The following is a 25,245-nucleotide window of genomic DNA, read 5'->3' as shown; positions in this document are numbered from 1 at the left end:
CTGCGGCGCGGGGTCGGGTGAATGCCTACGAAAGGGAGACCTTCGCGGCGCGCCTCATTCATCGGTGGCCGGTCGGCTCTTGTCGCGGCCCCTGCCGCCTGGTTGGGTACGCGCAGCGGTGATGCTGAAAGGAGCGGCGTGGAGTCGACGAGCGGGCAGGCACAGGACGTACGAGGCGCACTGCCCGAGGGGCTCGATGACGCGATACGCGGCACTGCCGAGGATATCGCCGCGCTGCTGCGCGGGGTGGCCGACACGGGCACGGCGGTACCCGGCTCGCAGTGGAGTCTCGGGGAGGCAGCCGCGCATCTGGCGCAGGCCAACGAGCTGATGGCCGACATCGCGGCGGGGCGCGCGCGCAGCCACGGGGACGGCACACCGCAGAGCCTGGCGGCGGCCAATGAGCAGGCACTCGCCGCGTTCGACGAGCGCCGGGCCGATCCGCTGGCGGAGATGATCGTGACGCAGGCCGACGCCTTCCTCAAAGCGGCGGAGGGGGCGGACGAGGCGGCCGGCCGGCGGACCGACGCGGCCACGCCGGCCACCCCGCTGGGCCCGATGGACCTGGCCGAGCTGGGCTCGTACCTGCTGACGCACATGCTCGGGCACGGCTACGACCTCGCCCGCGCGCTGGGCCGTCCGCACATGATCGACCGCGCCCGGGTCGAACTGACCCTGCCCTTCCTGGTCACGGCCATGCCACGGGTCGTCGACCCCGCCGCCGCGGCCGGGCACACCGCCCGCTACGCGGTCCGTCTCTGGGGCGGCGCCGGCATCGGCGTCACCTTCACCGACGGCGAGGTCGCCGTGGGCCCGCAGGCGCCGGACCGCCCTGACTGCACGATCCTCACCGAGCCGGTCACGTTCCTGCTCATGGCGCTCGGCCGCTGCGCGCCGTGGGGCGCCATCGCCCGGGGGCGTGCCCTCGCCTGGGGCCGCAAGCCCTGGCTCGCTCCTCGCTTCCCGACCCTGTTCGTCGCACCCTGAGAGTTCCGTCGTGCCGAGCCGCGCGCCGGCGCGACGTATCCGCTTGAGTCTCCAGCGGCTGGAAGGTCCAGACTCACGGGCATGAACGACGACGGCCGCCCGGGGCTGCTGACCATCGGGCAGCTCTCACGGCGCACCGGGATGCCGGTGCGCACCATCCGCTACTGGTCCGACATCGGGGCCCTGCCCCCGGTCGGCCGCAGCAGCGGCGGATTCCGGCTCTACGACGCCGGGTCCGTCGCCCGTCTGGAGCTCGTCCGCACGCTCCGGGAGCTCGGGCTCGGCCTGGACGACGTGCGCCGGGTGCTGGAGCGGGAAACCACGGTCGGGGATGTCGCCGACGCCCATGTCAGGGCGCTGGACGCGCAGATCCGGGCCCTGCAGCTGCGCCGCGCGGTGCTCGGCACCGTCGCCAGGCGTCGGCCGCCGGCCGAGGAGCTGACGCTGCTGGACAGGCTGGCGCGGCTCTCCGCCGACGAACGCCACCGGATCGTCGAGGACTTCCTGGGCGAGGTCTTCCGCGACCTGGACGCCGACCCCCAGCTGAGGGAGCGGATGCGGTACGCGCCCGTGGACCTGCCCGACTCCCCCACCCCCGAACAGGTCGACGCGTGGATCGAACTCGCGGAACTCGTACGGGATCCGGACTTCCGGCAGCGGATGCGCGCCATGGCCGAGCACAGCGCCGCCGGACGCACCGGCGCGGGTCCCGGCCGTGAGCCGGGGGCGTTCCGGTGGTTCGCCAAGAAGGTGGCCGCCATGGTGGGCGCCGCCCGCGAGCGCGGGATCACCCCGGAGTCGGCGCAGGCCGCCGAGGTCCTGGACCAGGTACTGGGGCCCGCCGGCACCGCCGGTCCCGCCCGCCGGGCCGACGTGCTGGCGCGGCTCCAGGCCGGGGCGGACGCCCAGGCCGAGCGCTACCGGCAGCTGCTGGCGGCCGTCCACGGCGAGCCGGTGCCGCCGTCCCAGGCGGACGACTACGCCTGGCTGGCCGCGGCACTGCGCGCCCACCCTTCCCCCTGACCGACGACGAGGAGTCGACGAGTGACCCGAGCGACCCAACTGACCGGAGAGACCGGGTGACCAGGTGACCGGAGAGACCGGGTGACCGGAGCCGGCGAAGACCTGCACGTGATCGTGGTGGGCGGCGGATTCGGCAGGCTGTGCCTGGCGCAGGGGCTGAGGAAGTCGGGCATCGGCGTGGATGTGTACGAGCGTGACGCGTCGCCCCGATTCCGTGACCAGGGCTTCCGGTTGAGCCTGAGGCCTGCACGCCGGCCCCCCGCCCGCCTGCCGCCCGTCCGCCGGCCCGCTGCATCGACATCCGCCAACATAGACATCCATCGAACCCGTGGGACCATGGGTGCATGTCGAATGCGAACGTGCTGCCGCTCGTGGACCCGGCGACGGTGGCGCCGTGCTGCCCGCCCCTCACCGAGCGCCCGCTGACGGCCGAGGAGTCCGAGCGCACCGCGGCGATGTTCAAGGCGCTCGGCGATCCCGTGCGTCTGCGGCTGTTCTCGCTGGTCGCCTCGCACGAGGGCGGCGAGGCCTGCGTGTGCGACATCTCCGACGTCGGGGTCTCCCAGCCGACGGTCTCCCACCACCTGAAGAAGCTCAAGCAGGCGGGACTGCTGACCTCGGAGCGGCGCGGGACATGGGTGTACTACCGGGTGGAGCCGTCGGTCATGGCGGCCATGGGACGGACGCTCGCCGCCTGGGCCACCTGACCGACGGACCACCGGGAGCCGGGTCTCAGCCGAGCCTCCTGACGGGTGAGCCCGCGAGGAACGCCTTGATGTCCTCGACGGCGTGGCCGTAGTACGTCCGGTAGTTGTCGCGGGTCACGTAGCCGAGGTGAGGCGTCGCGAGCAGACGCGGCGCCGTACGCATCGGGTGGTCCGCAGGGAGCGGTTCGACGTCGAACACGTCGACGCCCGCGCCCGCGATCGTGCCGTCCCGCAGCGCGGCGAGCAGCGCGTCCTGGTCGACGATGGCCGCCCTGGACGTATTGATCAGATAGCCGGCCGGCCGCATCAGGCCGAGCTCGGCCGCACCCAGCAGACCGCGCGTACGGTCGCTCAGCGCCAGGTGCACGGAGACGAAGTCGCTGGTCTCCAGCAGCTCCTCCTTGGAGGCCGCGAGGCCGGTGCCGACCTCGTCGGCGCGCTCCTTGGTGAGGTTCTGGCTCCAGGCCACGACGTCCATGCCGAAGGCCAGGCCGATCTGCGCGACCCTGCTGCCGATCTTCCCGAGGCCGAGCAGACCGAGCCGCCTGCCGTGCAGATCGGCGCCGACGGTGGACTGCCAGGGTCCGCCCGTGCGCAGTGCCGTGGACTCGGGAACGATCCCGCGGGCGAGGCCGAGCAGGAGCGCCCAGGTCAGTTCGACGGGCGGGGTGGAGGAGCTGGCGGTGCCGCACACGGTGACACCGTGCTGCTCCGCGGCGGCGAAGTCGATGACCGAGTTGCGCATGCCGGAGGCGACGAGCAACTTGAGCCGGGGCAGCCGGGCGAACACCGTGGCCGGGAACGGGACGCGTTCGCGGAGGGTGACGGCGATGTCGAAGTCGGCGAGCACTGCGACGAGTTCGTCCTCGGTGCCGAAGTGCTCGGGGAAGGTGACGACCTCCACGTCGTCGGTGACGGGCGACCAGTCGACGACCGTGGTCGCGACGGACTGGAAGTCGTCGAGCACGGCGCAGCGGAGTCTCATGTCGGCGCTCTCCTCGTGTGGTGTGCCGGTGGTGTGTCGTTCGTATCGGTCGTGTCGGTCGTGTCGGTCGTGTCGGTCGTGTCGGTCGTGCAGGTGACGGCCGGACCCCGGCAACGTACCTGTGTGCCGGGGAACCTGGTCGGCGGACGAGTCATCGGAGGATCGTGAACGACTGGCACAGCTGGGCCACGATCGCCGTCTTCACCGGCGCGTACGCCCTGATCATCACCGAGAAGATCCACCGCACGGCGGCCGCCCTCGGCGGCGCCGGACTGATGCTCGCGATCGGCGCGACCGACGACGTCTCCGCCTTCTACCTCCAGGACCGGGGCATCGACTGGAACGTCATCTTCCTGCTGCTCGGCATGATGGTGATCGTCGGCGTACTGAAGAAGACCGGCATGTTCGAGTACTTGGCCATCTGGGCGGTCAAACGGGCGAGGGCGAAGCCCTTCCGGGTCATGGTCATGTTCGTCGTCATCACCGCGGTCGCCTCGGCGCTGCTCGACAACGTCACCACGGTCCTGCTGATCGCCCCGGTCACGCTGCTGGTGTGCGAGCGGCTCGCCCTGCCGGTCGCCCCGTTCCTCATCGCCGAGGTCCTGGCGTCCAACATCGGCGGTACCGCCACCCTCGTCGGCGATCCGCCGAACATCATCATCGCCAGCCGGGCCGGGCTGACCTTCAACGACTTCCTGGTCCACCTCGCGCCCCTGTCCGCCTTCCTGATCGTGGTGCTGATCGCGCTGTGCCGCTTCCTGTTCCGCGCCTCGTTCGCGTACGACGAGGACCGCGCCGAGGAGGTCATGGCACTGGAGGAGCGCGAGGCGATCCGCGACCACCGGCTGCTCTGGCAGGGCCTCGCCGTCCTGGTCCTCGTCGTCGCCGGGTTCGTCCTGCACCCGGTGCTGCACTACGAGCCGAGCGTGGTCGCCCTGCTCGGCGCCGGGCTGCTCGTCGCCGTCTCCTCCGTGGACACCGCGGACGTGCTCGCCGAGGTCGAGTGGTCCACGCTGGCCTTCTTCGCCGGGCTGTTCGTCATGGTCGGCGCCCTGATCGACACCGGCGTCATCCGGGCGGTCTCCGAGGTCCTCGCAGACGCGATCGGCGACAACGAACTGGGCGGGACCATGCTGATGCTCGGCGCCTCCGCCGTGCTGTCCGGCATCATCGACAACATCCCCTACGTCGCCACCATGGCGCCCATCACCGGCGACCTCGTCGAGGCGATGGGCGGGGGAGCCGGCCACGTCATGTGGTGGGCCCTGGCCCTCGGCGCGGACCTCGGCGGCAACGCCACCGCGATCGGTGCCAGCGCCAACGTCGTCGTCCTCGGCATCGCCGAACGCAACCGCACCCCCATCTCCTTCTGGCAGTTCACCAGGTACGGCCTCGTCGTCACCGTCGTCACCGTGGCCATCTCGGCCGCGTACGTCTGGCTGCGCTACTTCGCCCTGGCCTGACCGGCCCATATGTTTCCCGTCAGGACCGTTCTGTTTCCCGTCAGGACCGTCGCCGGCGCCCGCGGACATGGACGACGCTGGGAGCAGGACATCCCGAACACCCAGAACATGCTGAACAGACGAGGAGCCGGCCGTGCGCGCACGCGACCTTGCGGTGGAGTACGAATCGGTGAGCGTGGACAGCGACGCGCTCGCGGCGGCCCGGCTGATGGCCGAGCACAAGCTCCCCGGACTCCTGGTGCTCGACCGGCACGGCGAGCCCAAGGCGATCCTCCCGGCCTCCCAGATGGTCAAGGTCCTGGTGCCCGAGTACGTGATCGAGGACCAGACCCTCGCCGCCGTCGTCGACGAGAAGCACGCCGACCGGCTCTGCCAGGCCCTCGTCGGGCGCCGTGTGGGCGACTGCCTGCCCACCACCGCCGCCCCGCCACCGATCGCGGACCCCGACGACACCGCGCTCGAAGTGGCCGCGCTGATGGCCCGGGTCCGCAGCCCCCTGGTCGCCGTCGCCGAGAAGGCCAAGGACGGCACCCACCTGCTCGGCGTGATCACCGCCGCCCACCTGCTGCACGAACTCCTCGGCGCCGTGGGTGCGGACGACGGCGGCATCACCGGCAGCGGCACCGGCACCGGCGGGAGCCCACGCACGCAGTGACGGCGGTACGGGGCGACCGACGCGACACCGCCCCCGCAGGCCCCGCACCGCCCGTACCAGCTCCTTACCGGCTACGTGCCGGGCGCGGTGCCCCCTTACCCCGTGGAACTCCCGGCATCCTGAGCGGATGAGTCATCGCAGCCCCGAGCCGGCGGAGCCGACGGCGCGGAACTACGCCGGTGCCGTCTACGGCTCGCTCCTCGCCGCCTCGGTCATCGCCACGGCGGGGACGCTGGGCCCCTTCCCCCGGCTCCAGCTCGTGGTCATGCTGCTCACCACCGGCCTGGTCTTCTGGATCACGCACGTCTACGCCGGCCTCGTCGGCGACCGCCTGGCCCATCAGCCGCTGTCGCGCAGCGTGGTCCGCAACGAGCTGCGCAGGGAGAGGCCGATCCTCGAGGCCGCCATCCCTCCCGCCGTCGTCGTCGCGGTGAGCCCCTCCCTGGGCCTCGGACCCGGTGACACCGCGTGGGCGGCACTCGGCGTCGCCCTCGCCCAGCAGGTCTGCTGGGCCACCATCCCCCTGGCCAGAGCCGGTGCCCCGCGCCGCCTGGTCGCCCTCACCGGTGTGGTCAACCTGCTGCTGGGACTGGTCATCGTGGTCGCGAAGGCCGTGGTCGCGCACTGATCCACGACCCGCGGCGCGGACGTGCGGGGGTCACAATGGGGAGGAGGGGATCCTCAGCCGCTGCGGAAAGGCGGAATACGCATGCCGTACGTAGCCGTGACCGCCCTGAGCGATGTCGGGCTGATCCGCGATCACAACGAGGACAGCCTCGTCATCGGGCCGTGGACCCTGTGCGGCACCGTGACCGAGAACCCCCAGACGCTCCTCTTCCCGCTCGGCACCCCCCTCGTCGTCGCGGTCGCCGACGGCCTCGGCGGGCAGCCGGCCGGGGAGGTGGCCAGTGCGCTGGTCGTCCGCCACCTCGCCTCGCTCGGGCCCTCGTTGGAGAACGAGGAGGCGATCCGTGACGCCCTGGCGCTCTGCAATCGCTCGGTGTACGCGGCCGCGGACGGCGATCCGGAGCTGATCACCATGGGGACGACGATCGCCGGCGCCGTCGTGCTGGAGAAGTCTCTGCTGACGTTCAACATCGGCGACAGCAAGGTCTACGGCATGGACGACGACGGGCTCCGCCAGGTGAGCGTCGACGACAGTCCGCCGCCGGCGCCGGGACGGCGCACCACCTCCGCCGTCACCCAGACGCTGGGCGGCAGCCCCGTGTTCACCGCCGTCACGCCCCACGTCACGGCCTCCGCGGTGGCCGCGGGCGACCGCTATCTGGTGTGCACCGACGGGCTGACCGACCCGGTGCCGGACGAAGAGGTCGAGAGTGTGCTGCGGGTTCACGACGACGGCAGGGCCGCCTTCGAGCTGTGGAAGGCGGCCATGGAGGCCGGAGGCCCCGACAACATCACGCTCGCGTTGGTCCGCATCGGCGAATAGCCGGACAGCGCAGCCGGGGCGGGGCCGACGTTTCCCTGTCCTCAGTCCTCCGCCCGCTGGGTGATGGGCGCCTCGGTGCGGTCCCCGAGGAACTCGTACCACCGGCGCTGCAGGCAGACGTAGCGCACATCGGCCTCCACCAGGCGGAGGAAGGCCTCGACCGTCTCGGCGAGGCGCTGCTGCAGCCCGGAGTCGGCGAGCACCCCGTCGCCGGTGAAGCCCTGGTGGGCCTTGGCGAGGCTGAACATGTCCGGGTACACCCGGGTGCCGAGGTGCTCCAGGGGCACTCGCAGCGCCCACAGCCCGCGGTTCCCGCCCACCATGGACGGCGACGCGGAGACGAGCATCGCGTGTTTGCTCTTGAACGGCTGCGGCTGGACCCGGGAGACCCAGTCGATCGCGTTCTTCAGCACTCCGGGCACGGAGGCGTTGTACTCCGGGGACGAGATCACAAAGGCGTCGCACCGCTCCAGCCGGTCGCGCAGGGCGAGGGCGCCGCTCGGCAGCCCCTCGGCGGCCTCCGCGTCGCCGTCGTACAGCGGCATCTGGAAGTCGCGCATGGCGGCGAGGTCGGCCGTCGCACCGGTGTCGGTGACCAGGCGGGCGATGAGGGAGGCGAGGCGGGCGTTGGTGGATCCGGTCCGCAGCGAGGCGCCGAAGACAAGCACCCGCAGGGGACCGGTAGGGGCGTCCGTGGACATGGGTACCGTCCTTCGTCCTTCTGACGTGCGAGAGCGCCCGGCGGGGCGCCATGCGGACCAGTGTCGTCCGGGTACGGCCGCCGCGCGATCGGGGGCGAGCCGTGCGGGCACCCGCATCCGGTGCGCTGAGCGTCACGGCGGGCGCGGTCGTCCCACACTCTCCGTCACTCCGGCACTACGCTCCGGGCGACGACCGGCCGCGTCCCCGGAGGCTCCGATGGCATCCCCCGACTCCCCCAGCCCCGACTCCCCGCGCTACGACGACCTGCGCGCGATGTTCGTCAACTGCACGCTCAAAAAGTCGCCCGAGGTCAGCAACACCGAGGGACTGATCGACAGGAGCCGTGCCGTCATGGAGGGCAACGGCGTCGCCACCGAGCTCGTACGGGCCGTCGACCACGACATCGCGACCGGCGTGTGGCCGGACATGACCGAGCACGGATGGGAGACCGACGAGTGGCCCGCGCTGTACGAGCGGGTCATGGCGGCCGACATCCTGGTGCTGGCAGGACCGATCTGGCTCGGGGACAACAGCTCGGTGATGAAGCAGGTCATCGAGCGGCTGTACGCGTGCTCGTCGCTACTCAACGACCGTGGACAGTACGCGTACTACGGGCGCGTCGGCGGGTGTCTGATCACCGGCAACGAGGACGGTGTGAAGCACTGCGCGATGAACGTCCTCTACAGCCTCCAGCACCTCGGCTACACCGTCCCGCCGCAGGCCGACGCGGGCTGGATCGGCGAGGCCGGGCCCGGTCCCTCGTATCTCGACCCCGGGTCCGGCGGGCCGGAGAACGACTTCACCAACCGCAACACCACCTTCATGGCCTGGAACCTGCTGCACGTCGCCGCCATGCTCAAGCGCGCGGGCGGCATCCCCGCGCGCGGCAACCAGCGCTCGAAGTGGGACGCGGGCTGCCGCTTCGACTTCCCGAACCCCGAGCACCGCTGAAGCGCGTCCTCGGCGTGAGCGGCGCACCATGAGGTCATGGACGACGCTCGCCTCCGAGAGACCGGAGAGTCCGGGGAGACCGGGGAGACCGGGGAGACCGGGGAGACCGGGGAGTTCAGCACACCCGCGCGCATCGCCGAGCCCGGCGAGGGCATCAGCCCCGAGGAGCTGGCCCTCGCCGCCCGCAACCACGGCATGCCGCTGGAGTCCCTGCGGTACTGCGTGACTCCGCCCGGGCTGCACTACGTCCTCGTCCACTACGACATCCCCGCCGCCGAGGCCGCCGAGTGGCGGCTCACCGTGCGCGGCCGGGTGCGTACGCCGCTCACGCTCGGCCTGGAGGCGCTGCGGTCGTACGAACCGGTCACCCAGCGCGTCACCATGGAGTGCGCGGGCAACGGCCGGGCCCGGCTCAGCCCGCGCCCGGTGAGCCAGCCGTGGCTCGTCGAGGCGGTCGGGACGGCCGAGTGGACCGGGGTGCCGCTGCGGGCGCTGCTCGCCGACGCCGGGGTGGAGCCCGGCGCCGTGGAGGCGGTCTTCACGGGCGCCGACCACGGGGTCGAGCGCGGCGTCGAGCAGGACTACCGGCGCAGCCTGCCCCTGCCGGTGGCCGCGGGCCCCGACCCCGAGGTGCTGGTCGCGTACGAGATGAACGGCGCGCCCCTGCCACCGCAGCACGGTTTCCCGCTGCGGCTGGTCGTACCCGGCTGGTACGGCATGGCGCACGTGAAGTGGCTGTGCGACATCAGCCTCACCACCACCCCCTTCACGGGCTTCCAGCAGTCGGTCGCGTACCGCTACAAGCAGTCCCCCGACGACCCCGGCGAGCCCGTCACCCTCATCGCACCCCGCGCCCTGATGATCCCGCCCGGCTTCCCCGACTTCATGTCCCGGACCCGCGCGGTGCGCCCGGGCCGGATGGGCCTGGAGGGCAGGGCGTGGTCCGGGCACGCCCCGGTCGTACGGGTGGAGGTCAGCACCGACGACGGCCGCACCTGGCACGACGCCGCCCTGGACCCGGCGGAGGGCCACCCCTGGGCCTGGCGCCACTGGCACACGGCCTGGACGGCGACCCCCGGCACTCATGTGCTCACCGTCCGCGCCACCGACGCAGAAGGCCGTACGCAGCCCCTCGACCAGCCCTGGAACCGCGGCGGCTTCGGCAACAACCTCGTCCAGCGGATCCCCGTGGTGTGTCTGGAGGCCACCGCCTGAGGCCGGGCCGGAACCGCCCGTGTGCGGGCCCGTCGCGGGGTGATCCGCCCCGAGTTGCGAAGCCGCCCGCCATGGGGTTGGTTCGAAGGAGAACCCCTGTTGGGGGTGAGCCATTGTGCTGTTCACCGATCGTGTGGACGCGGGGCGGCGCCTCGCGGATGTGTTGAGGCACCTGCGGGAGGAGGATCCCGTGGTGCTCGGGCTGCCGCGGGGCGGGGTGCCGGTGGCGTTCCAGGTGGCGCGGGAGCTGGAGGCGCCGCTGGACGTGATCGTCGTACGCAAGCTGGGGGTGCCCTACCACCGGGAGCTCGGCTTCGGGGCGATCGGGGAGGGCGGGGTGCGGGTCATCAGTGACGACATCGTGCGCCGCGGGCATGTCTCCCGCGCGGACGTCGAGTCGGTCGAGCACGCCGAGGAGGCCGAACTCGTCCGGCAGGCCAGGGAGTTCAGGGCGGGCCGGGAGCGGATCGACATCGCCGGGCGGACCGTGATCGTCGTGGACGACGGGATCGCCACCGGGGCGACGGCCGCCGCGGCGTGCGAGGTCGTACGGGCGCAGGGCGCGGCCCGGGTGGTGCTGGCCGCGCCGGTGGCGCCACCGGACGCGGTGGAGTGGCTGCGCACGGAGGCGGACGAGGTGGTGTGCCTGTCGACGCCGCGCGCGTTCTCGGCCGTCGGGGAGTGGTACCGGGACTTCTCCCAGACGCCCGACGAGGAGGTCGTCGCGCTGCTGGAGCGGGCCGCGGAGACCGCGCCGCCCGCCTCCCCGGCGAAGACCGAGGAGGTCGAGGTGGACGCGGGCGGGGTGCGGCTCGCCGGAGAGCTCACGATGCCGGACGGGGCCGCCGCCGCGGTGATGTTCGCCCATGGCTCGGGCAGCAGCCGCCACAGCCCACGCAACCGCTCCGTCGCCGCCGCCCTGAACCGGGCCGGCCTGGGCACCCTGCTCTTCGACCTGCTCACGGAGGCCGAGGGCGCCGACCGGGCCAACGTCTTCGACATCGAGATCCTCGCCCGCAGGCTTGCGGGCGCCACGCACTGGCTGCGCACCCGGACGCCCGTCCCGATCGGGTACTTCGGGGCCTCGACCGGCGCCGCGGCGGCGCTGTGGGCGGCGTCGACCGCCGGTACGGACGTCGGCGCAGTCGTCTCGCGCGGCGGCCGCCCCGACCTGGCCGGGCCCCGGCTGCCCGGCGTCCGCGCGCCGACGCTGCTCATCGTCGGCGGCCGCGACACCACGGTCCTCGACCTCAACCGCCAGGCCCAGTCGGCCCTGCGCTGCGAGAACCGCCTGGAGGTCGTCCCCGGCGCGACGCACCTCTTCGAGGAGCCGGGCGCACTGGACGAGGTCGCGGCGCTCGCCCGGGACTGGTTCACGCTGCATCTGACGCCGCAGGAGCCGTAGGGCCCGCACAGCCTTTGAGGAAACCAGGAGCCGGCCGCGCCCAGGTGAGGGTGTACGCCGCCACGAACACCGTCTACCGCGGCAGCGAAAGCACCGCGGGGCCGGGCTGGGTGACCGGCGTCGGCCGCACCGGCGCGGTCGTCGGGCCCTGGCTCGGCGGTGTTCTCGCCGCGAACGGCAACGAGGGCTGGGGGCTTCACCGCCTTCGCCCTGGCCGGTCTGCTGGGCGCCTCGGCGATCTGGCTGGTACCTGCGGCGGCGCGGCTGGGCGGCGGGTACGCCCCGGCCGGCTGCGGGGCGGCGTATCGGCTGTGGGGCTGCGGCGGATACGCGCCGGGGTAGGGGCCGGCGGGCTGCGCCGCTGTGTATGGGCCCGGCTGCGCCGCGAACCGCGCGTACGGGTTGTCGGTCTGCGGCTGCGGCTTGCGGATCGGCGCCGTACGGTGGTGGCGGGGTCGCCATGGAGATCCCCCTCGGTTTCGCGGTCGTCACCGGGCCTGGTGACGACGGAATCCTCACTCCGGCGCGGCCCGCCCCTCTCAGCGGGGCAGAGGCAATCCCGTGTAGTTCTCGGCCAGTTCGGCCGCTGCGTGCGGTGACGTCGCCACCCGCTCCAGCTGCGACAGCTGCAGCCGCGTCTCGAAAGCCGACTGTGCCGGATCGGCATGCAGCGTCGTCGTCATGAAGTACGAGAAGTGCTCCGCCCGCCACACCCGCCGCAGACAGGTGTCGGAGTACGCGTCCAGCAGCGCGGTCGAGCCCGTCCGCCGCCACAGGGTCAGTGCCCGGGCCAGCACGATCACATCGGCGGCGGCCAGGTTCAGCCCCTTCGCCCCCGTCGGCGGGACGATGTGGGCCGCGTCGCCCGCCAGGAAGACCCGGCCGTGGCGCATGGGTTCGGTCACGTGACTGCGCATCGGCAGCACCGCCTTCGACGTCACCGGCCCGCGCTCCAGTTTCCACCCGGGGTCGCCGTCCGTCGCGAACCGCGCGTCGAGCTCGTCCCAGATCCGCTCGTCGGACCAGTCGGCGGGGGCGGTCCCGTTCGGCACCTGGAGGTAGAGCCGGCTCACCGACGCCGACCGCATGCTGGCGAGCGCGAAGCCGCGCTCCGAGTGGGCGTAGATCAACTCCTCGTACACGGGCGGGGCTTCGGCCAGGATCCCGAGCCAAGAGTAGGGATACGTCCGCTCGTACGTGGTCCGTACGGACGCGGGTATCGCGTGGCGGGACACCCCGTGGAAGCCGTCGCAGCCGATGACGTAGTCGCAGGTCAGCGTCTGCTCCCGGCCTTCGTGCCGATAACGGATCGTCGGGCTGTCGCTGTCGGCGCCCTCGACGGACGTCACGTCGGCGTCGAACAGCAGCGGTCCGCCGTCGGCGAGCCGGAGGGCGATGAGGTCCTTCACGACCTCGGTCTGCGCGTACACCATCACGCTCCGCCCGCCGGTCAGGGACGGGAAGTCGATGCGGTGCGCGCGGCGGCCGAAGCGCAGCTCGATGCCGTGGTGGGGCATGCCCTCGCGGTCCATCCGCTCCCCGGCCCCGGCGCTGCGGAGGGCGTCCACGGTGGCCTGTTCGAGGATGCCGGCGCGCTGCCGCTGCTCGACGTACGCGCGGTCGCGGCGCTCCAGGACGACGCTGTCGATGCCCGCGTTGTGCAGCAGCCGCGCCAGGAGCAGTCCTGCCGGGCCGGCGCCGACGATGCCGACGGTGGTGTGCATCAGTGCTCCTCTTCCTGGTCCTGGTCCCGGTCCTGGTCCTGGTCCTGGTCGAGTTGGTTCAGGACCCGGTCCGCGACGGCGAAGGCGGAGTTCGCGGCGGGCACTCCGCAGTGCACGGCGGACTGCAGCAGGACCTCGCCGATCTCCTCGGGCGTGAGGCCATCGCGCGCCGCGGCCCGTACGTGCAGGGCGAGCTCGTCCTCGTGGCCGCCCGCGACGAGCGCGGTGAGCGTACTGCGGCTGCGCGTACGCCGGTCGAGGATGTCGCTGGTAGCCATGCCTTCGGGGCGACCGAAGTGCTCCCGCAGGGCGGCCAGAACCGCCTGCGGGCGCTCGACGTTCGCGAGGTGTGCGGCGCGGGGCAGTTCGACGAGCCGGGCGTCGCGGATGCCGTCGGCGAGTTCGCGGGCGTGGACCGGCGGGGTCGCCACGTCGTCACGGCCCGCGACGACGAGCGTGGGGGCGACGACACGGGCCAGGTCGGCACGGAGGTCGAGCGCGGCGAGGATCTCGCAGCAGGCCGCGTACGCGTCCGGGTCGGCGGCGTGCTGGTCGGCGACGAGCGCGTCGTGATCCGTGAACGCGGGCGTGAACCAGCGCGCCGACGCGGTCGCGGCGAGCGGGACGAGTCCCTTCGTACGGACCAGCTCGGCGCGCTCCAGCCAGGGGCCGGGGTCCCCGAAGCGGGCCGAGGAGCAGACCAGCGCCAGTGATCTCACCCGCTCCGGGTGGTGCGCGGCCAGCCAGGTGCCGACGGCGCCGCCGAGGGAGATGCCGGCGTAGGCGAACGTCTCGGCGCCGAGCGCGTCCGCGAGGTCGAGGACGAGCCGGCCGAGGTCGGCCACGGTCGCCCCGGCGGGCAGCAGCCCGGGGGCCGAGCCCCCGTGCCCGGGGAGATCCCAGCGGACAACGCGCCGATGCTCTGCGAGCGCAGCCACCTGGGGCTCCCACACGGCGAGGGACGTCCCGAGGGACGGTCCGAGTACGAGCGCGGCCGCGTCGGTGTCCTGGTTCGGCTGGGCCGGGCCGTCGATGCGGTGATGGAGCAGGTGACTCACGGGGCGTCATCCCCCTGGCTTTGTGGGCAATCGTCCCGCTGGGGGCACCTCCCAGGCGAAGCTCCGGGGGAGGGACGGGTGGGCACAAGAGCGCCCACCGGGCCGCAGGCGCGCGACAAAGCCCGGTCGACCAGAGCCGGGGCGGAGCCCAGGTACTGGGTCGGGTCGAAGAGGGCCGCCAGGCCGGGGTCCTGGGTCAAGCCGGGCTCCTGGGCCAGGGGTACGCCCTGTTCCGACGCCCGCCGGGCGGCCTCTGCCACCGCGCGACGCGCCTCCGCCCGCCCCAGCCTCGGCGCCAGCGCCGCCGCCACGCGCTCCGTCAGCATCAGCCCACCCGTCATGTCGAGGTTCGCCCGCATCCGGTCCGGACGGACGACCAGCTCCGCGCACAGCCCGGCCGCCGCCGATGCCGCGCCGCCCGTCAGCCGCAGGGCCTCGCGCAGAGGCAGCCATTCCGCGTGCCAGGCCCCTGCGGGGCGTTCGTCCTCGGCGGCCAGTGAGCCGAGGAGAACCGCGGCGAGCGCCGGCACCTGACGGGCCGCGGAGGCGATCAGCGTCGCCCGCACGGGGTTGCTCTTGTGCGGCATGGCGGACGAGCCGCCGCCCGTGCCCTCCGCCAGCTCGCCGATCTCGGTGCGCGACAGCACGAGCACGTCCGCCGCGATCTTCCCCAGCGCACCGGCGCAGAACGCCAGCACCGACCCGAGGTCCGCGACCGGGGTGCGCAGCACATGCCACGGCAGCACCGGTTCCACAAGACCGAGTTCACGCGCATACGCGGCCACGTACCCCGGCCCCGCCTCGCCGAACGCCGCCAGCGTCCCTGCCGCGCCGCCGAGTTGCGCGGGCAGTGACGCCCGTACCCGTGCCACCCGCTCGTGCGCGTCCAGCACGAGTGCCCGCCAGCCCGCCGCCTTCAGCCCGAAGGTGGTGGGGACGGCGTGCTGGGTGAGGGTGCGACCCGGCATGGGGGTGGTGCGGTGTGCGGCCGCGAGCGCGCCCAGGGCGTCGGCGGTCCGCTCCAGATCGGCGGCGACGAGATCCAGGGACCGGGCGGCCACGAGCATGAGCGCGCTGTCCACGATGTCCTGGCTGGTGGCTCCCCGGTGCACGGACTCCGCGTGTTCCGGAGCCACTTCGGCGACAGCCGCGGTGAGGTCGGCGACCAGCGGGATCACCGGATTGCCCCCGGCCCGCGCACGCGACGCGAGGGACCGAACGTCGAAGCGGTCGGCGGCCCGCGCCACGGCGGTGACCGTCTCGCCCGCCGCCGGGTCCTGGACCCTGGCCAGTGCGGCCTCGGCGGCCAGCATGGCCTCGAGGAAGGCCCGGTCGTCCGTGGCGGCCTCCACGAGTGTGCCCGCCCACACAGGGGCGAGCAGCCCGGCGTCACCCATGGAAGTCAAGGAAGACCGTCTCCTTCTCCCCCTGCAGATGGATGTCGAAGCGGTACGTCCGCTCCCCGTCCGGCACGGCGATCAGCGTGGACCTGCGCTCCTCAGGGACCGCCGCCGGCAGTGGATCGGGCCCCGCTTCACCCACGTACGCCCGCGTGAACAGGTGGTGCATCAGCCCGCGCGCGAACACGCACACCGAGAGGTACGGCGTCGCCGCCCGCGGCGGGAGCGTCCGCACCACCCAGTGCCCGTCCGCGTCGGTCGCCACCCGCCCGAAGCCGGTGAAGTCCACACCGTTGCGCCGGAACGAACCCGGACGCGAAGCACCGGGACGCCCGGCCGGCTGCCAGAACTCCAGCAGCGCGTCCGGCACCGCGTCGCCGTTCCCGTCCCGTACGTACCCGTGCACGGTGATGGCGTCGGGCCGCCCGGCGGGGGCGATGTCCCCGCCCCCGGCGAACGGCAGGGCGTACCCGTAGAAGGGGCCCACGGTCTGGGAAGGAGTCGGCGGAAGCATCACTGGCCCTCCTCGGGATCCGGAAGCGTCGCCGCAGGCCCGTCCAGCACGATGTCCCAGCGGTAGCCGAGGGACCATTCGGGGCTCGACAGCTCGTGGTCGTACGTGGCGACGAGGCGGGCCCGCGCCGCCGGGTCGGTGACCGACTGGAGGATCGGGTCGTACGGGAAGAGCGGGTCGCCCGGGAAGTACATCTGCGTCACCAGGCGCTGCGTGAACGCGGTCCCGAAGAGGGAGAAGTGGATGTGCGCGGGCCGCCAGGCGCCCACGTGGTTGCGCCACGGGTACGCCCCGGGCTTGACCGTCATGAACGCGTACCGGCCGTCGTCGTCCGTCAGGCAGCGGCCCACGCCCGTGAAGTTCGGATCCAGCGGAGCCGGGTGCTGGTCGCGCCGATGGGCGTACCGGCCCGAGGCGTTGGCCTGCCAGATCTCGACGAGCTGGCGGCGCACGGGCCGTCCGGCCCGGTCCAGCACCCGGCCGGTGACCGTGATGCGCTCGCCGAGCGGCTCAGCCGCGTGCTGCCGGGTCAGATCCGCGTCGAGCTCGCTCACGTCGGTGACGCCGAAGACCGGGCCGTACAGCTCGGCCGCCTCCGGGTCGTCGCCCACGGGAACGAGCGGCCGCAGCGGGTGGCGCAGGACGCTGCTGCGGTACGGGGCGAAGTCGCGGGCCGGGTGGTGCGGCGCGGCGCCGTCGGCCGGGACCGCCTTGTGCACGGCCTCGATCTCCGCGCTGATCTGCTCCTGACTGGGGACCACCGGGGTCGTCCGGGTCGGCTGGGTCATCGGCGCGCGTCACCTCTCCAGGACGAGCGCGATGCCCTGCCCCACGCCGATGCACAGCGTGGCGAGGCCGGTGCCGGAGCCCGCGGCGGCGAGCTGGTGGGCCACGGCGCCGGTGAGCCGGGCGCCCGACGCGCCGAGGGGGTGGCCGATGGCGATGGCGCCGCCGCGCGGGTTCACGACGGCCGGGTCGATCCCCGGCAGCCGGCTCAGACACGCCAGCGCCTGGGCGGCGAAGGCCTCGTTGAGCTCGACGGTGTGCAGATCGCCCGGCTCACGCCCCGCCTTCTTCAGGGCGCGTCGGACGGCCTCGACCGGGCCCGCGCCGAAGTACTGGGGCTCGATGCCGGTGACGGCCGATGCGCCGATGCGGGCGAGGGGCTCGCGGCCGGTGGCGCGCAGTCCGTCCTCGTCGACGAGCAGGAGCGCCGCGGCGCCGTCGTTGAGCGGGGACGAGTTGCCCGCGGTGACGCTTCCGTTCTTGCGGAACACGGGCTTGAGCTTGGCCAGCGCCTCCGGCGACGTGCTGTCGCGAATGGACTCGTCACGCGCGAGCTCCACACCGTCGACGGGCACGACCTCGCCGTCGTAGAGGCCGTCGGCCCATGCCCGCGCCGCGTTCCGGTGGCTGGCGAGGGCGAAGGCGTCCTGCGCCTCGCGGTCGATGCCGTACCGCTCGGCGAGCAGCTCGGCGCCTTCGCCGAGGGCGACCGTCCACTCCTCGGGCATGCGCGGGTTCACCATGCGCCAGCCGAGCGTGGTCGAGTACATCTGCTGGTGGCCGGCGGGGAAGCCGCGCTCCGGCTTCTGCACCACCCAGGGCGCGCGGCTCATCGACTCGACGCCGCCCGCGACGGCGATCGACGCGTCGCCGACGGCGATGGCACGAGCGGCCTGGATGACGGCCTCCATGCCGGAGCCGCAGAGCCGGTTCACCGTCGTGCCGGGGACGGTGACCGGCAGGCCGGCGAGCAGCACGGCCATGCGGGCCACGTCACGGTTGTCCTCGCCCGCGGCGTTGGCGTCACCGAAGAAGACGTCGTCGATACGGGCCGGGTCGAGGTCCGGCGTACGGGAGACGAGGGCGCCGAGGACTCCCGCGGCGAGGTCGTCGGGGCGCACGCCGGACAGGGCGCCGCCGTACTTGCCGATGGGGGTGCGGACGGCATCGACCACGTACACATCGCGCAGACGGTCGGTCATGTCAGCTCAGCTCCAGTCTTGTCTCGTACCTCGTCGGGGGTGACGCCGGGCGCCGTCTCGACGAGGGCGAATCCCCCGCCGGTGACGTCGAGCACGCCCAGGTCGGTGATGACGCGGTGCACACAGGCCCTGCCCGTCAGCGGCAGCGTGCAGGCGCGGACGAGCTTCGGGGAGCCGTCCTTGGCCGTGTGGTCGGTGAGGACGATGACGCGGCGGGCGCCGTGTATCAGGTCCATCGCGCCTCCCATGCCCTTGATCATCTTTCCGGGGACGGACCAGTTGGCGAGGTCGCCGTCCGCGGAGACCTGCATGGCTCCCAGGATGGCGGTATCGATGTGTCCGCCGCGGATCATGCCGAAGGAGAGCGCGGAGTCGAAGTACGCGGCGCCGGGGCGGACCGTGACCGTCTCCTTGCCCGCGTTGATCAGATCGGGGTCGACGTCGTCCTCGTACGGGTACGGTCCCACGCCGAGGATCCCGTTCTCGGAGTGCAGGACGACGTGCACGCCGGACGGCAGATGGCCGGGCACGAGCGTGGGCAGCCCGATGCCGAGGTTCACGTACGAACCGTCGGTCAGCTCGGCGGCCGCGCGGGCTGCCATCTCGTCGCGGGTCCAGGCCATCAGGCGCGCACCGCCCCTCGCGCCGGGGGTGCGGAAACCGTGCGGTGCTCGATGCCCTTCGCGGCGGCCTGCTCCGGTGTGAGCGGCACCACCCGCTGCACGAAGACACCCGGCACGTGGATCGCGTCCGGATCCAGCTCCCCGGGCTCGACCAGCTCCTCCACCTCGGCGATCGTCACACGACCCGCCATGGCGGCGAGCGGGTTGAAGTTCCGGGCGGCCCGGCGGAAGACCAGGTTCCCGTGGCGGTCGCCCCTGGCCGCCCGTACGAGCGCGAAGTCGGTGGTGATGCCGTGCTCCAGGACGTGGTCGCGGCCGTCGAACGCACGGATCTCCTTGGCGGGGGACGGCACCGCGACCGATCCGTCGGGGGCGTACCGCCAGGGCAGTCCGCCGTCGGCGACCTGGGTGCCGACGCCGGCCGGGGTGTAGAACGCGGGGATTCCGCAGCCGCCGGCGCGCAGCCGCTCGGCGAGCGTGCCCTGGGGGACGAGCTCGACCTCGATCCCGCCGCCGAGGTACTGGCGGGCGAACTCCTTGTTCTCGCCGATGTACGAGCCGGTGACACGGGCGATGCGGCCCGCGGCGAGCAGGATGCCGAGGCCGGCGCCGTCGACGCCGCAGTTGTTGGAGACGACGCTCAGTCCGCGGACCCCGCGCGCGTGCACCGCCTCGATCAGTACATTCGGCACACCAGTGAGGCCGAAGCCGCCGACGGCGAGTGACGCGTGATCCGCGATGCCGGCGACCGCGTCGGCCGCGGACCGTTCGACTTTGTCCATGAGGCTTCCGTTCGCCGCCCGTCGTATCGTGTTCGCCAGATGAACTAGAGTTCACAAGTGACTCGTCCCCGAGTGTGCGTGCACCGGTCACGCATGTCAACGCCCTGGAGATCCGATGCCGGCCACACCTCCTGCCGAGCCGCCCGCCGAGGCGGTGGGTCCGCTGATGCGCGGTATCGCCGTGCTGCGCGCGATCAGCGACGCCGGCGGCCGGACGAGTCTCAGCGACCTCGTCCGCACGACCGGCCTGGCCCGCTCCACCGTCGACCGGGTCGCCGCGACGCTCGCGCGCATGGGGTACGTACGCCTCGACGGCCACGAGGCGGGGCTGGCGCCGCGGCTCATGGAGCTGGGCAACGCCTATCTGGCCGCGGTGGGACTGCCGGGCCTGCTCGGCCCGCTCGCCGAACGACTCGCCGACGAGCTCGACGAATCGGTGTCACTCGCCGTGCCGGACCGCGACGGCATCCGCTTCGTCCACCAGACGACGCGGCGGCGCGCCATGTCGCTGACCTTCCGCATCGGCGACCTGCTGCCCGCCGAACGCACCGCGCCGGGGCCGCTGTTCGCCTCCGCGTGGACGGACGAGGAGTGGGCGGCGTGGCGCCGCGGCACGGGCTCCGGGACCGTATCGGGAGCGGACTTCGAGGAACGGACGGCCCGCGCCGCGAAGGACGGCTGGGCGCTGGACGACCAGCGGATCGAGCCCGGGCTGGTGGCCCTCGCCGTCCCGGTGCACGACCCGCAGGGACGGACGGCCTGCGCGCTGAGCGTCGTCAGCCACACCAGCCGCCACAGCGCCGGCTCACTGCGCCGCGCGCTGCTTCCCCGCGTACGCGAGACCGTGGCCGCGATGGAGCGCGAACTGCGGACGGGGGCGTCCGCCGCCGCGGAGCCGGCCGACGGCACGTCCGCCGCCGGCACCGACGGCGGCGCCACCGGCGGGCAGGGCCTCGCGCACTGGACCGCCGCGTCCAAGCAGGAGCTCGGCGCGGAGTTCGTGGAGTCGCTCGCCCGCGGGCTGACCGTCGTCACCGCCTTCGGGGAGGGCCGCGCGGAACTCGGCCTCACCGCGATCGCCGAGGCCACCGGCCTCGCCCGCGCCACCGCCCGCCGCGCCCTCATCACCCTGGAGCACCTGGGCTACGTCACCTCGCAGGACCGGACCTTCCGCCTCACCCCGCGCGTGCTCGCCCTCGGCTGCCCCCCGCTCTCCCGGACGACGCTCTCCGACATCGCCGTCCCGCACATGGCGGAACTGGTCCGCCATGTACACGACTCCGCGTCCCTGGCCGTCCTCGACGGCGACGACATCCGCTACACGGCCCGCGTCGCCACCGAGCGCATCATGAGCGTCAACATCACCATCGGCACCCGCTTCCCGGCGTACGCGGCGTCCATGGGCCGCGTCCTCCTCGCCGGCCTCCACGCGGACGAGCGCACGGCACGCATCGACCGCACCGAGCTGCGCGCCCTGACCTCCCGTACCGTCACCGACCCCACCCGACTCGCCGCCCTCCTCGAGCGTGTACGCGAGGAGGGCTACGCCCTGGTCGACGAGGAGCTCGAGGAAGGGCTCCGGTCCCTGGCCGTCCCGGTCCGCGACCACACGGGCCGCACCGTCGCGGCGCTCAACGTCGCCATGCACACCACCCGGCGCACCCTCGACGAGTGCCTCGCGGACGTGCTCCCCCAACTCCGCGCCACCGCAGTCCACATCGAGTCCGACCTGCACATCGCGGGCCGCTTCACCTGCATCGCCGAGGTCTGACCTCAGCCGGCCGTCCGTCCGTCCGACGTCAGCTGGTCCAGAAGTCCCACCAGCGCGTCAGGATCAGCATGCCGATGACACCCATCCACAGCACCGGCGGCACCCAGCCGAACTCGCGCAGGCCCCTGCGCAGGCCCGCCGGTGCCGGGAGCATCCGGTGCTCGACGGTGTGCCGGGTGACGTAGCAGAAGAGCAGGATCGTGGCGGCCCAGGCCAGCGAGCACCAGAGGCACAGTGCGTTGATGCGGTACAGCGACTGGAACTGGAGCCAGGTGCAGAACGCGACGCCGAGGAGCGCACCGGCGTTGAGGGAGAGCCAGAACCAGCGGCGGTAGCGGGCGCCCGCCAGGAGGCCGGCGCCGACGCCGATCACGACGGCGTACGAGACGAGGCCCGGCATCGGGTTGGGGAAACCGAAGGCCGCGGCCTGCTCGCTCTTCATGATGCTGCCGCAGGACACGACCGGGTTGAGGCTGCAGCCCGGGGTGAAGCCCGGGTCCTCGAGGAGCCTGAACTTGTCGATGGTAATGACCCACGACGCGAGCAGACCCGCCGCGCCCGTGAGGATCAGCAGCCAGGCGAGGCCCCGGCTGCCGCCGACGGCATCTGACGGTGTGTCGTCCGGCCCCGGTGTCGGACGCGGCAGGCGGTGGCGCGCCCTTGCCCGGGTCTCCTTGGTCTCCGTGGTCTCCGTGGTCTCCGTGGTCTTCATGTCCGTGTCCATGTTTCCCTCTCCTGACGGTCCGAAAGATCGTTTCGGCGGGGCCGCGATGCACCGTCCGGCGGCCTCCGCCCACCTGGGCCGATGCGCGCACGCAGTAATCGCCGGCTCCCCAACGCGACGGATCGTCAGATTCCGATTAGCGTCGCCGGTGTCCCTGACCCTTGTATCGAGGAGCTCGATCATGAAGCTGACGCTTCGCCACCCGACGGGCGGCATAACACTCAGGCTCGCCGGGGCCACCCGGGCGGTCACGCACCCCATGACCTCCTGCCCGGCGAGCGCATCCCAGCCCCTTTGATCCGCATGGCGTAACCAAGGCCCGGCAGGCGGTCGTACCACCGCCCGTCGGGCCTTTTGGCGTGCGCGACCGGCCTCGGGGTCGCTCCCGGCGAGCGCGGCCGCTTCCGGCGTACGCAGTCGCCCCCCGCGTGCGCGGGGGCTTTCCGGCGCGGCCGCCGCCTCACCCGCGCAGCTGACGAACCGGCAGCAAACAGTGCGCCGCCGTCGACAGCATGTCCTCGTCGCCCACGAAACCCCGGAGCCCCTCCTCGCCGACCGGCACCCCGGGGGCCGCCTCCGGCCATGCGCGGGTGGCGAAGATGAAGTAGACATGGCCCCGGTCCCGTACCGCGGCAAGCCACTCCCGCGGCACCGCGCACTGGGCAGTGAAATGAGGCATCGTCAGGATCGCCTGGCCCGCCTCGACAAGGAGCGTGATGGGGAGGCCGACGGCCTGGGCCGCGTCCACGTAGTCCGTGCCGACCGGCAGACCGATGTCGTCGAGCAGCTTCCGGGCGGCGGCCTCCACCCCTTCGGGACCGCCGTCGCCGTCCCCGAGCGAGTAGGCCAGCAGGAATGGCATGTCGCGCTCGTCATCCGGATGTTCGCCGCTCCAGGCGATGACGACGAGGGTGCCCAACTGGGCCGGGCGGAAGGCGCGTACGGCGCCGGAGGTTGAGGTCACCGTCGGACCTTAGCGACTTACCGGGATCCTCCGGGCGTCCGCGTCACCTGCGCGGGGGAGCCCCGTCGTCGATTACCCCGAAGGTGTCGCTGTCGCTCGCGCGTACGTACGGAGGGGCGGGAGCGCCCAAGGGACGGAAGGGGGCGGAGGGGGGAACGGAGATCCGGCCCCACGATCGGTGGATGCGCGGGACCGGCCGCTCGGCCGGCGCAGTACTCGAAGGCCCATCCGGGTGAATTTCGCCGTCGGCGCTCAGACGCCGCCCACCGGAAGACCGCCGAGGAGACCATCGGGGGCGCCCTGCTTGGCCTTGTTCAGGTCGTTGGTCGCGCCCTTGACGGTGTTGAGCAGCGAGCCCTCCTCCTCCGTGTTCAGCGTCTCCTCGGCCAGCGGCTCCGCGGCGGTCGTGGTCTGGCGGGCGAGGGTGTCCAGGCCGCCGTTGAGACTGCTCGGGGTGAGGTCGGCGGCGAACGCCGGCGCGGCCGCACCCGCGGCCACCAGGGAACCGGCGACGATCGCAGCAACCTTCATGGGCTTCATCAGTGAATCTCTCCTTCGGCGACGCGTGTCGCGCGCGCAAGCGACGTATAATTCAGGCATATTGCGGGTGCTTGTGGCCGCTCCTCCGCCTTTCGTGCGGCTACGTCCTGTGCAACGATCCCCCGGCGCGTCAGAAACTCCGAACCCCGGGAATTCTCGTATCCCACCCGAATGAAGTGACGCGGCCGGATACTCGTGTGAGCTGCCGGGATGCACGTCACGGCCGGTGCCGGGACCTCGTGGAACGCGTCGTGCCGGCCCTGCGGACAGGGCCGGCACGAACGGCGGGATCAGACCGGGATCAGGTCGCGGGCTGCGCCGGAGCGGCCTCCGCGTCCTCGGTGAGGGAGACGGCACGAGCCGCGTCGATGGCCGCCTTGAGCTCGGCGGCATGGTCCGCTGCCACCTCGGCGGTGAGCTGTCCGTTGCCGGCGGCGAGCACGGCCTTCAGCAGGTCGGTCACCGGTGCCAGGACGCCTCCGAGGTTGCCCAGCGCCGTGGCGGAGCACGCACCGGGAACCGTGAAAAGGCCGCTCTCCCCGCCGTGGCGGGGAGAGCGGCCCGGGAAACGCCGTACGGGCGATCAGCTGTTGACGCAGGCGTTGCCGAACGCCGGGTTCAGCAGACCGATCACGTTGACGGTGTTGCCACAGGCGTTGACCGGCACGTGGACGGGAACCTGGACGACGTTGCCCGAGAGGACACCCGGCGACCCGGTCGCAGTGCCCACGGCACCACTGTCGGCGGTGGCGATCCCGGCCGTGCCCGCGACAGCGGCGGCAGCGAGGGTGGACAGGAAAAGAGCCTTCGCGGTACGCGACATGGAGAAGCACTCCTTGATCAAATGTTCAGTTGCCGTGCGTGACTGCCCGGTCCATGGTTCAACGGCGGCGGAGGCCGTCAGGTTGTGCGGCCGATGGAGTGAACGCCGATCACTCCATACGAATGCCGGCACCCGCCGGCGATGCACCGGCGGGTGCCGAGGCCCGTCATTCGTTGCTGCAGGCGTTGCCGAACGCCGGGTTCAGCAGGGCGATGACGTTGACGGTGTTGCCGCACACGTTCACCGGAACGTGGACCGGGACCTGAACCACGTTGCCGGACCCGACGCCGGGCGAGTCCTGGGCGGTGCCGATCGCGCCGCTGTCGGCGACGGCCATGCCCGCACCGCCCATGAGCAGGGCGGCTCCCGTGCCCACCAGCGCGACCGACTTGGCGATTCGCTTCATCATTTCTTCCTTCCGAGTTACCGATGAGGCACAACAACCAACGACGGCACGCAAACCCGGGATACGGACGAACACCGAATGGATTAATCCGAGGCGCGCCGCCCTGCGCAGTTCCGGGCAGGAAGCGGTTAGAGTCCCTTCCACCCCTCGAACGCACGAATAACATACGAAGCAAGCTTTCGCCGGGATCGCGGAGAGCCAGTCGTGCGACATTCCATGGGTGCTGTCCCCTCATGGAGTTCGACCGCTCATCGGTGAGCCCGCGGACCGCCCATATGAATACCCGCGGATATGAATCGGACCTCTTCGGTCCGAGCAGCGACGCGCAGCAGTGGCAGCGCGGTCATTCCCGTACCCGAGCCAGTACACGAGCGGAGAACTGCAC

Annotated in this window: 28 protein-coding genes; 12 read left to right on the top strand and 16 right to left on the bottom strand. The window is 72.5% G+C overall.

What is annotated here, in order from left to right; all coding sequences use genetic code 11:
• The first annotated feature begins 138 nt into the window (after positions 1-138).
• The 3 genes from ACFV9O_RS01685 (at position 139) to ACFV9O_RS01675 (ending at position 2,717) form a co-directional block, all read left to right on the top strand.
• Complete coding sequence (locus tag ACFV9O_RS01685) at positions 139-987, top strand: maleylpyruvate isomerase family mycothiol-dependent enzyme (RefSeq protein WP_385410994.1); 849 nt, start codon at positions 139-141, stop codon at positions 985-987.
• Positions 988-1,068: 81 nt separating this feature from the next.
• A complete protein-coding gene (locus ACFV9O_RS01680; RefSeq protein ID WP_385410992.1) occupies positions 1,069-2,010 on the top strand; it encodes a MerR family transcriptional regulator in 942 nt (313 codons plus the stop codon).
• Between the two features lie 344 nt (positions 2,011-2,354).
• A complete protein-coding gene (locus tag ACFV9O_RS01675; protein ID WP_385410991.1) occupies positions 2,355-2,717 on the top strand; it encodes an ArsR/SmtB family transcription factor in 363 nt (120 codons plus the stop codon).
• Between the two features lie 25 nt (positions 2,718-2,742).
• On the opposite strand, the gene ACFV9O_RS01670 is transcribed toward ACFV9O_RS01675, so the two are convergent.
• On the bottom strand, positions 2,743-3,702 hold the full coding sequence (locus ACFV9O_RS01670; RefSeq protein ID WP_385410989.1) for a D-2-hydroxyacid dehydrogenase family protein: 960 nt from the start codon (positions 3,700-3,702) through the stop codon (positions 2,743-2,745).
• A gap of 164 nt (positions 3,703-3,866) precedes the next feature.
• Between ACFV9O_RS01670 and ACFV9O_RS01665 the strand changes: the two genes are divergently transcribed.
• The 4 genes from ACFV9O_RS01665 to ACFV9O_RS01650 all read left to right on the top strand — a co-directional run bounded on the left by ACFV9O_RS01665 (position 3,867) and on the right by ACFV9O_RS01650 (position 7,270).
• Entirely contained in the window at positions 3,867-5,165 is a 1,299-nt protein-coding gene (locus ACFV9O_RS01665; RefSeq protein ID WP_385410988.1) for an SLC13 family permease, read from the top strand.
• Between the two features lie 133 nt (positions 5,166-5,298).
• Positions 5,299-5,820, top strand: coding sequence for a CBS domain-containing protein (locus ACFV9O_RS01660; protein WP_385410986.1), 522 nt, complete (start codon positions 5,299-5,301; stop codon positions 5,818-5,820).
• 127 nt (positions 5,821-5,947) lie between these two features.
• Positions 5,948-6,448 (top strand): hypothetical protein, encoded by a 501-nt coding sequence (locus ACFV9O_RS01655; RefSeq protein ID WP_385410985.1) that lies wholly within the window; start codon positions 5,948-5,950, stop codon positions 6,446-6,448.
• A gap of 81 nt (positions 6,449-6,529) precedes the next feature.
• On the top strand, positions 6,530-7,270 hold the full coding sequence (locus ACFV9O_RS01650; protein ID WP_385410983.1) for a PP2C family protein-serine/threonine phosphatase: 741 nt from the start codon (positions 6,530-6,532) through the stop codon (positions 7,268-7,270).
• 41 nt (positions 7,271-7,311) lie between these two features.
• Here ACFV9O_RS01650 and ACFV9O_RS01645 read toward each other — a convergent pair whose 3' ends face one another.
• Positions 7,312-7,971, bottom strand: coding sequence for an NADPH-dependent FMN reductase (locus tag ACFV9O_RS01645; protein WP_385410981.1), 660 nt, complete (start codon positions 7,969-7,971; stop codon positions 7,312-7,314).
• Positions 7,972-8,188: 217 nt separating this feature from the next.
• Here ACFV9O_RS01645 and ACFV9O_RS01640 point away from each other — a divergent pair, with 217 nt between their 5' ends.
• From ACFV9O_RS01640 to ACFV9O_RS01625, 4 genes are all read left to right on the top strand, one after another.
• Positions 8,189-8,923 carry a flavodoxin family protein gene (locus ACFV9O_RS01640; RefSeq protein WP_385410980.1) on the top strand — a complete coding sequence of 245 codons (735 nt, stop codon included), beginning with the start codon at positions 8,189-8,191 and terminating at the stop codon, positions 8,921-8,923.
• 36 nt (positions 8,924-8,959) lie between these two features.
• Positions 8,960-10,138: a sulfite oxidase gene (locus ACFV9O_RS01635; protein ID WP_385410979.1), complete on the top strand. Its 1,179-nt coding sequence runs from the start codon at positions 8,960-8,962 to the stop codon at positions 10,136-10,138.
• Between the two features lie 115 nt (positions 10,139-10,253).
• Complete coding sequence (locus ACFV9O_RS01630) at positions 10,254-11,543, top strand: phosphoribosyltransferase family protein (protein ID WP_385410977.1); 1,290 nt, start codon at positions 10,254-10,256, stop codon at positions 11,541-11,543.
• Between the two features lie 159 nt (positions 11,544-11,702).
• Positions 11,703-11,885 carry a hypothetical protein gene (locus tag ACFV9O_RS01625; protein WP_385410975.1) on the top strand — a complete coding sequence of 61 codons (183 nt, stop codon included), beginning with the start codon at positions 11,703-11,705 and terminating at the stop codon, positions 11,883-11,885.
• Between the two features lie 197 nt (positions 11,886-12,082).
• Here ACFV9O_RS01625 and ACFV9O_RS01620 read toward each other — a convergent pair whose 3' ends face one another.
• From ACFV9O_RS01620 to ACFV9O_RS01585, 8 genes are read right to left on the bottom strand one after another with little or no spacing between them, the layout of a single operon-like run.
• Complete coding sequence (locus ACFV9O_RS01620; protein ID WP_385410973.1) at positions 12,083-13,267, bottom strand: 4-hydroxybenzoate 3-monooxygenase; 1,185 nt, start codon at positions 13,265-13,267, stop codon at positions 12,083-12,085.
• Complete coding sequence (locus tag ACFV9O_RS01615; RefSeq protein WP_385410972.1) at positions 13,267-14,325, bottom strand: alpha/beta fold hydrolase; 1,059 nt, start codon at positions 14,323-14,325, stop codon at positions 13,267-13,269. Before ACFV9O_RS01615 ends, ACFV9O_RS01620 begins: the two co-directional genes overlap by 1 nt.
• Positions 14,322-15,722, bottom strand: a complete 1,401-nt coding sequence (pcaB, locus tag ACFV9O_RS01610) for a 3-carboxy-cis,cis-muconate cycloisomerase (RefSeq protein ID WP_385411115.1) — start codon at positions 15,720-15,722, stop codon at positions 14,322-14,324. The genes ACFV9O_RS01615 and pcaB overlap by 4 nt, the downstream gene beginning before the upstream one ends.
• Positions 15,715-16,239, bottom strand: coding sequence for a protocatechuate 3,4-dioxygenase subunit alpha (gene pcaG / locus ACFV9O_RS01605; protein ID WP_385410970.1), 525 nt, complete (start codon positions 16,237-16,239; stop codon positions 15,715-15,717). The genes pcaB and pcaG overlap by 8 nt, the downstream gene beginning before the upstream one ends.
• Entirely contained in the window at positions 16,239-17,027 is a 789-nt protein-coding gene (pcaH, locus tag ACFV9O_RS01600) for a protocatechuate 3,4-dioxygenase subunit beta (RefSeq protein WP_385410968.1), read from the bottom strand. The genes pcaG and pcaH overlap by 1 nt, the downstream gene beginning before the upstream one ends.
• Positions 17,028-17,036: 9 nt before the next feature.
• Positions 17,037-18,227 (bottom strand): thiolase family protein, encoded by a 1,191-nt coding sequence (locus ACFV9O_RS01595; RefSeq protein ID WP_385410966.1) that lies wholly within the window; start codon positions 18,225-18,227, stop codon positions 17,037-17,039.
• On the bottom strand, positions 18,224-18,850 hold the full coding sequence (locus tag ACFV9O_RS01590; RefSeq protein ID WP_385410965.1) for a CoA transferase subunit B: 627 nt from the start codon (positions 18,848-18,850) through the stop codon (positions 18,224-18,226). Before ACFV9O_RS01590 ends, ACFV9O_RS01595 begins: the two co-directional genes overlap by 4 nt.
• Entirely contained in the window at positions 18,850-19,632 is a 783-nt protein-coding gene (locus ACFV9O_RS01585) for a CoA transferase subunit A (protein ID WP_385410963.1), read from the bottom strand. The genes ACFV9O_RS01590 and ACFV9O_RS01585 overlap by 1 nt, the downstream gene beginning before the upstream one ends.
• A 115-nt stretch (positions 19,633-19,747) precedes the next feature.
• Between ACFV9O_RS01585 and ACFV9O_RS01580 the strand changes: the two genes are divergently transcribed.
• Positions 19,748-21,403: an IclR family transcriptional regulator C-terminal domain-containing protein gene (locus tag ACFV9O_RS01580; RefSeq protein WP_385410961.1), complete on the top strand. Its 1,656-nt coding sequence runs from the start codon at positions 19,748-19,750 to the stop codon at positions 21,401-21,403.
• A 28-nt stretch (positions 21,404-21,431) separates the two neighbouring features.
• Here ACFV9O_RS01580 and ACFV9O_RS01575 read toward each other — a convergent pair whose 3' ends face one another.
• The 6 genes from ACFV9O_RS01575 to ACFV9O_RS01550 all read right to left on the bottom strand — a co-directional run bounded on the left by ACFV9O_RS01575 (position 21,432) and on the right by ACFV9O_RS01550 (position 24,860).
• Complete coding sequence (locus ACFV9O_RS01575; protein WP_385410959.1) at positions 21,432-22,127, bottom strand: vitamin K epoxide reductase family protein; 696 nt, start codon at positions 22,125-22,127, stop codon at positions 21,432-21,434.
• A 460-nt stretch (positions 22,128-22,587) separates the two neighbouring features.
• Positions 22,588-23,091: a DUF5949 family protein gene (locus ACFV9O_RS01570; protein WP_385410957.1), complete on the bottom strand. Its 504-nt coding sequence runs from the start codon at positions 23,089-23,091 to the stop codon at positions 22,588-22,590.
• 252 nt (positions 23,092-23,343) lie between these two features.
• Positions 23,344-23,631: a hypothetical protein gene (locus ACFV9O_RS01565; RefSeq protein WP_385410955.1), complete on the bottom strand. Its 288-nt coding sequence runs from the start codon at positions 23,629-23,631 to the stop codon at positions 23,344-23,346.
• A 301-nt stretch (positions 23,632-23,932) separates the two neighbouring features.
• Positions 23,933-24,094 (bottom strand): hypothetical protein, encoded by a 162-nt coding sequence (locus ACFV9O_RS01560; RefSeq protein ID WP_385410953.1) that lies wholly within the window; start codon positions 24,092-24,094, stop codon positions 23,933-23,935.
• A gap of 120 nt (positions 24,095-24,214) precedes the next feature.
• Positions 24,215-24,454, bottom strand: coding sequence for a chaplin (locus ACFV9O_RS01555; RefSeq protein ID WP_385410951.1), 240 nt, complete (start codon positions 24,452-24,454; stop codon positions 24,215-24,217).
• A gap of 166 nt (positions 24,455-24,620) precedes the next feature.
• Positions 24,621-24,860: a chaplin gene (locus ACFV9O_RS01550; protein WP_385410949.1), complete on the bottom strand. Its 240-nt coding sequence runs from the start codon at positions 24,858-24,860 to the stop codon at positions 24,621-24,623.
• Positions 24,861-25,245 lie beyond the last annotated feature (385 nt).

Source organism: Streptomyces sp. NPDC059909 (genome assembly GCF_042730885.1).
Lineage (GTDB): Bacteria > Actinomycetota > Actinomycetes > Streptomycetales > Streptomycetaceae > Streptomyces.
The sequence above is the reverse complement of the archived record's forward strand: the minus strand, read 5'-3'. Positions and strand labels throughout refer to the sequence as shown.

Coding starts and splice junctions, on each gene's coding strand:
- ACFV9O_RS01655 (WP_385410985.1), top strand. CDS start 5,948: ATGAGTCATCGCAGCCCCGAGCCGGCGGAGCCGACGGCGCGGAACTAC.
- ACFV9O_RS01575 (WP_385410959.1), bottom strand. CDS start 22,127: ATGGACACGGACATGAAGACCACGGAGACCACGGAGACCACGGAGACC.
- ACFV9O_RS01645 (WP_385410981.1), bottom strand. CDS start 7,971: ATGTCCACGGACGCCCCTACCGGTCCCCTGCGGGTGCTTGTCTTCGGC.
- ACFV9O_RS01580 (WP_385410961.1), top strand. CDS start 19,748: ATGCCGGCCACACCTCCTGCCGAGCCGCCCGCCGAGGCGGTGGGTCCG.
- ACFV9O_RS01555 (WP_385410951.1), bottom strand. CDS start 24,454: ATGTCGCGTACCGCGAAGGCTCTTTTCCTGTCCACCCTCGCTGCCGCC.
- ACFV9O_RS01650 (WP_385410983.1), top strand. CDS start 6,530: ATGCCGTACGTAGCCGTGACCGCCCTGAGCGATGTCGGGCTGATCCGC.
- pcaH (WP_385410968.1), bottom strand. CDS start 17,027: ATGACCCAGCCGACCCGGACGACCCCGGTGGTCCCCAGTCAGGAGCAG.
- pcaB (WP_385411115.1), bottom strand. CDS start 15,722: ATGGGTGACGCCGGGCTGCTCGCCCCTGTGTGGGCGGGCACACTCGTG.
- ACFV9O_RS01585 (WP_385410963.1), bottom strand. CDS start 19,632: ATGGACAAAGTCGAACGGTCCGCGGCCGACGCGGTCGCCGGCATCGCG.
- ACFV9O_RS01670 (WP_385410989.1), bottom strand. CDS start 3,702: ATGAGACTCCGCTGCGCCGTGCTCGACGACTTCCAGTCCGTCGCGACC.
- ACFV9O_RS01680 (WP_385410992.1), top strand. CDS start 1,069: ATGAACGACGACGGCCGCCCGGGGCTGCTGACCATCGGGCAGCTCTCA.
- ACFV9O_RS01635 (WP_385410979.1), top strand. CDS start 8,960: ATGGACGACGCTCGCCTCCGAGAGACCGGAGAGTCCGGGGAGACCGGG.
- ACFV9O_RS01590 (WP_385410965.1), bottom strand. CDS start 18,850: ATGGCCTGGACCCGCGACGAGATGGCAGCCCGCGCGGCCGCCGAGCTG.
- ACFV9O_RS01595 (WP_385410966.1), bottom strand. CDS start 18,227: ATGACCGACCGTCTGCGCGATGTGTACGTGGTCGATGCCGTCCGCACC.
- pcaG (WP_385410970.1), bottom strand. CDS start 16,239: ATGCTTCCGCCGACTCCTTCCCAGACCGTGGGCCCCTTCTACGGGTAC.
- ACFV9O_RS01640 (WP_385410980.1), top strand. CDS start 8,189: ATGGCATCCCCCGACTCCCCCAGCCCCGACTCCCCGCGCTACGACGAC.
- ACFV9O_RS01620 (WP_385410973.1), bottom strand. CDS start 13,267: ATGCACACCACCGTCGGCATCGTCGGCGCCGGCCCGGCAGGACTGCTC.
- ACFV9O_RS01675 (WP_385410991.1), top strand. CDS start 2,355: ATGTCGAATGCGAACGTGCTGCCGCTCGTGGACCCGGCGACGGTGGCG.
- ACFV9O_RS01550 (WP_385410949.1), bottom strand. CDS start 24,860: ATGAAGCGAATCGCCAAGTCGGTCGCGCTGGTGGGCACGGGAGCCGCC.
- ACFV9O_RS01565 (WP_385410955.1), bottom strand. CDS start 23,631: ATGAAGCCCATGAAGGTTGCTGCGATCGTCGCCGGTTCCCTGGTGGCC.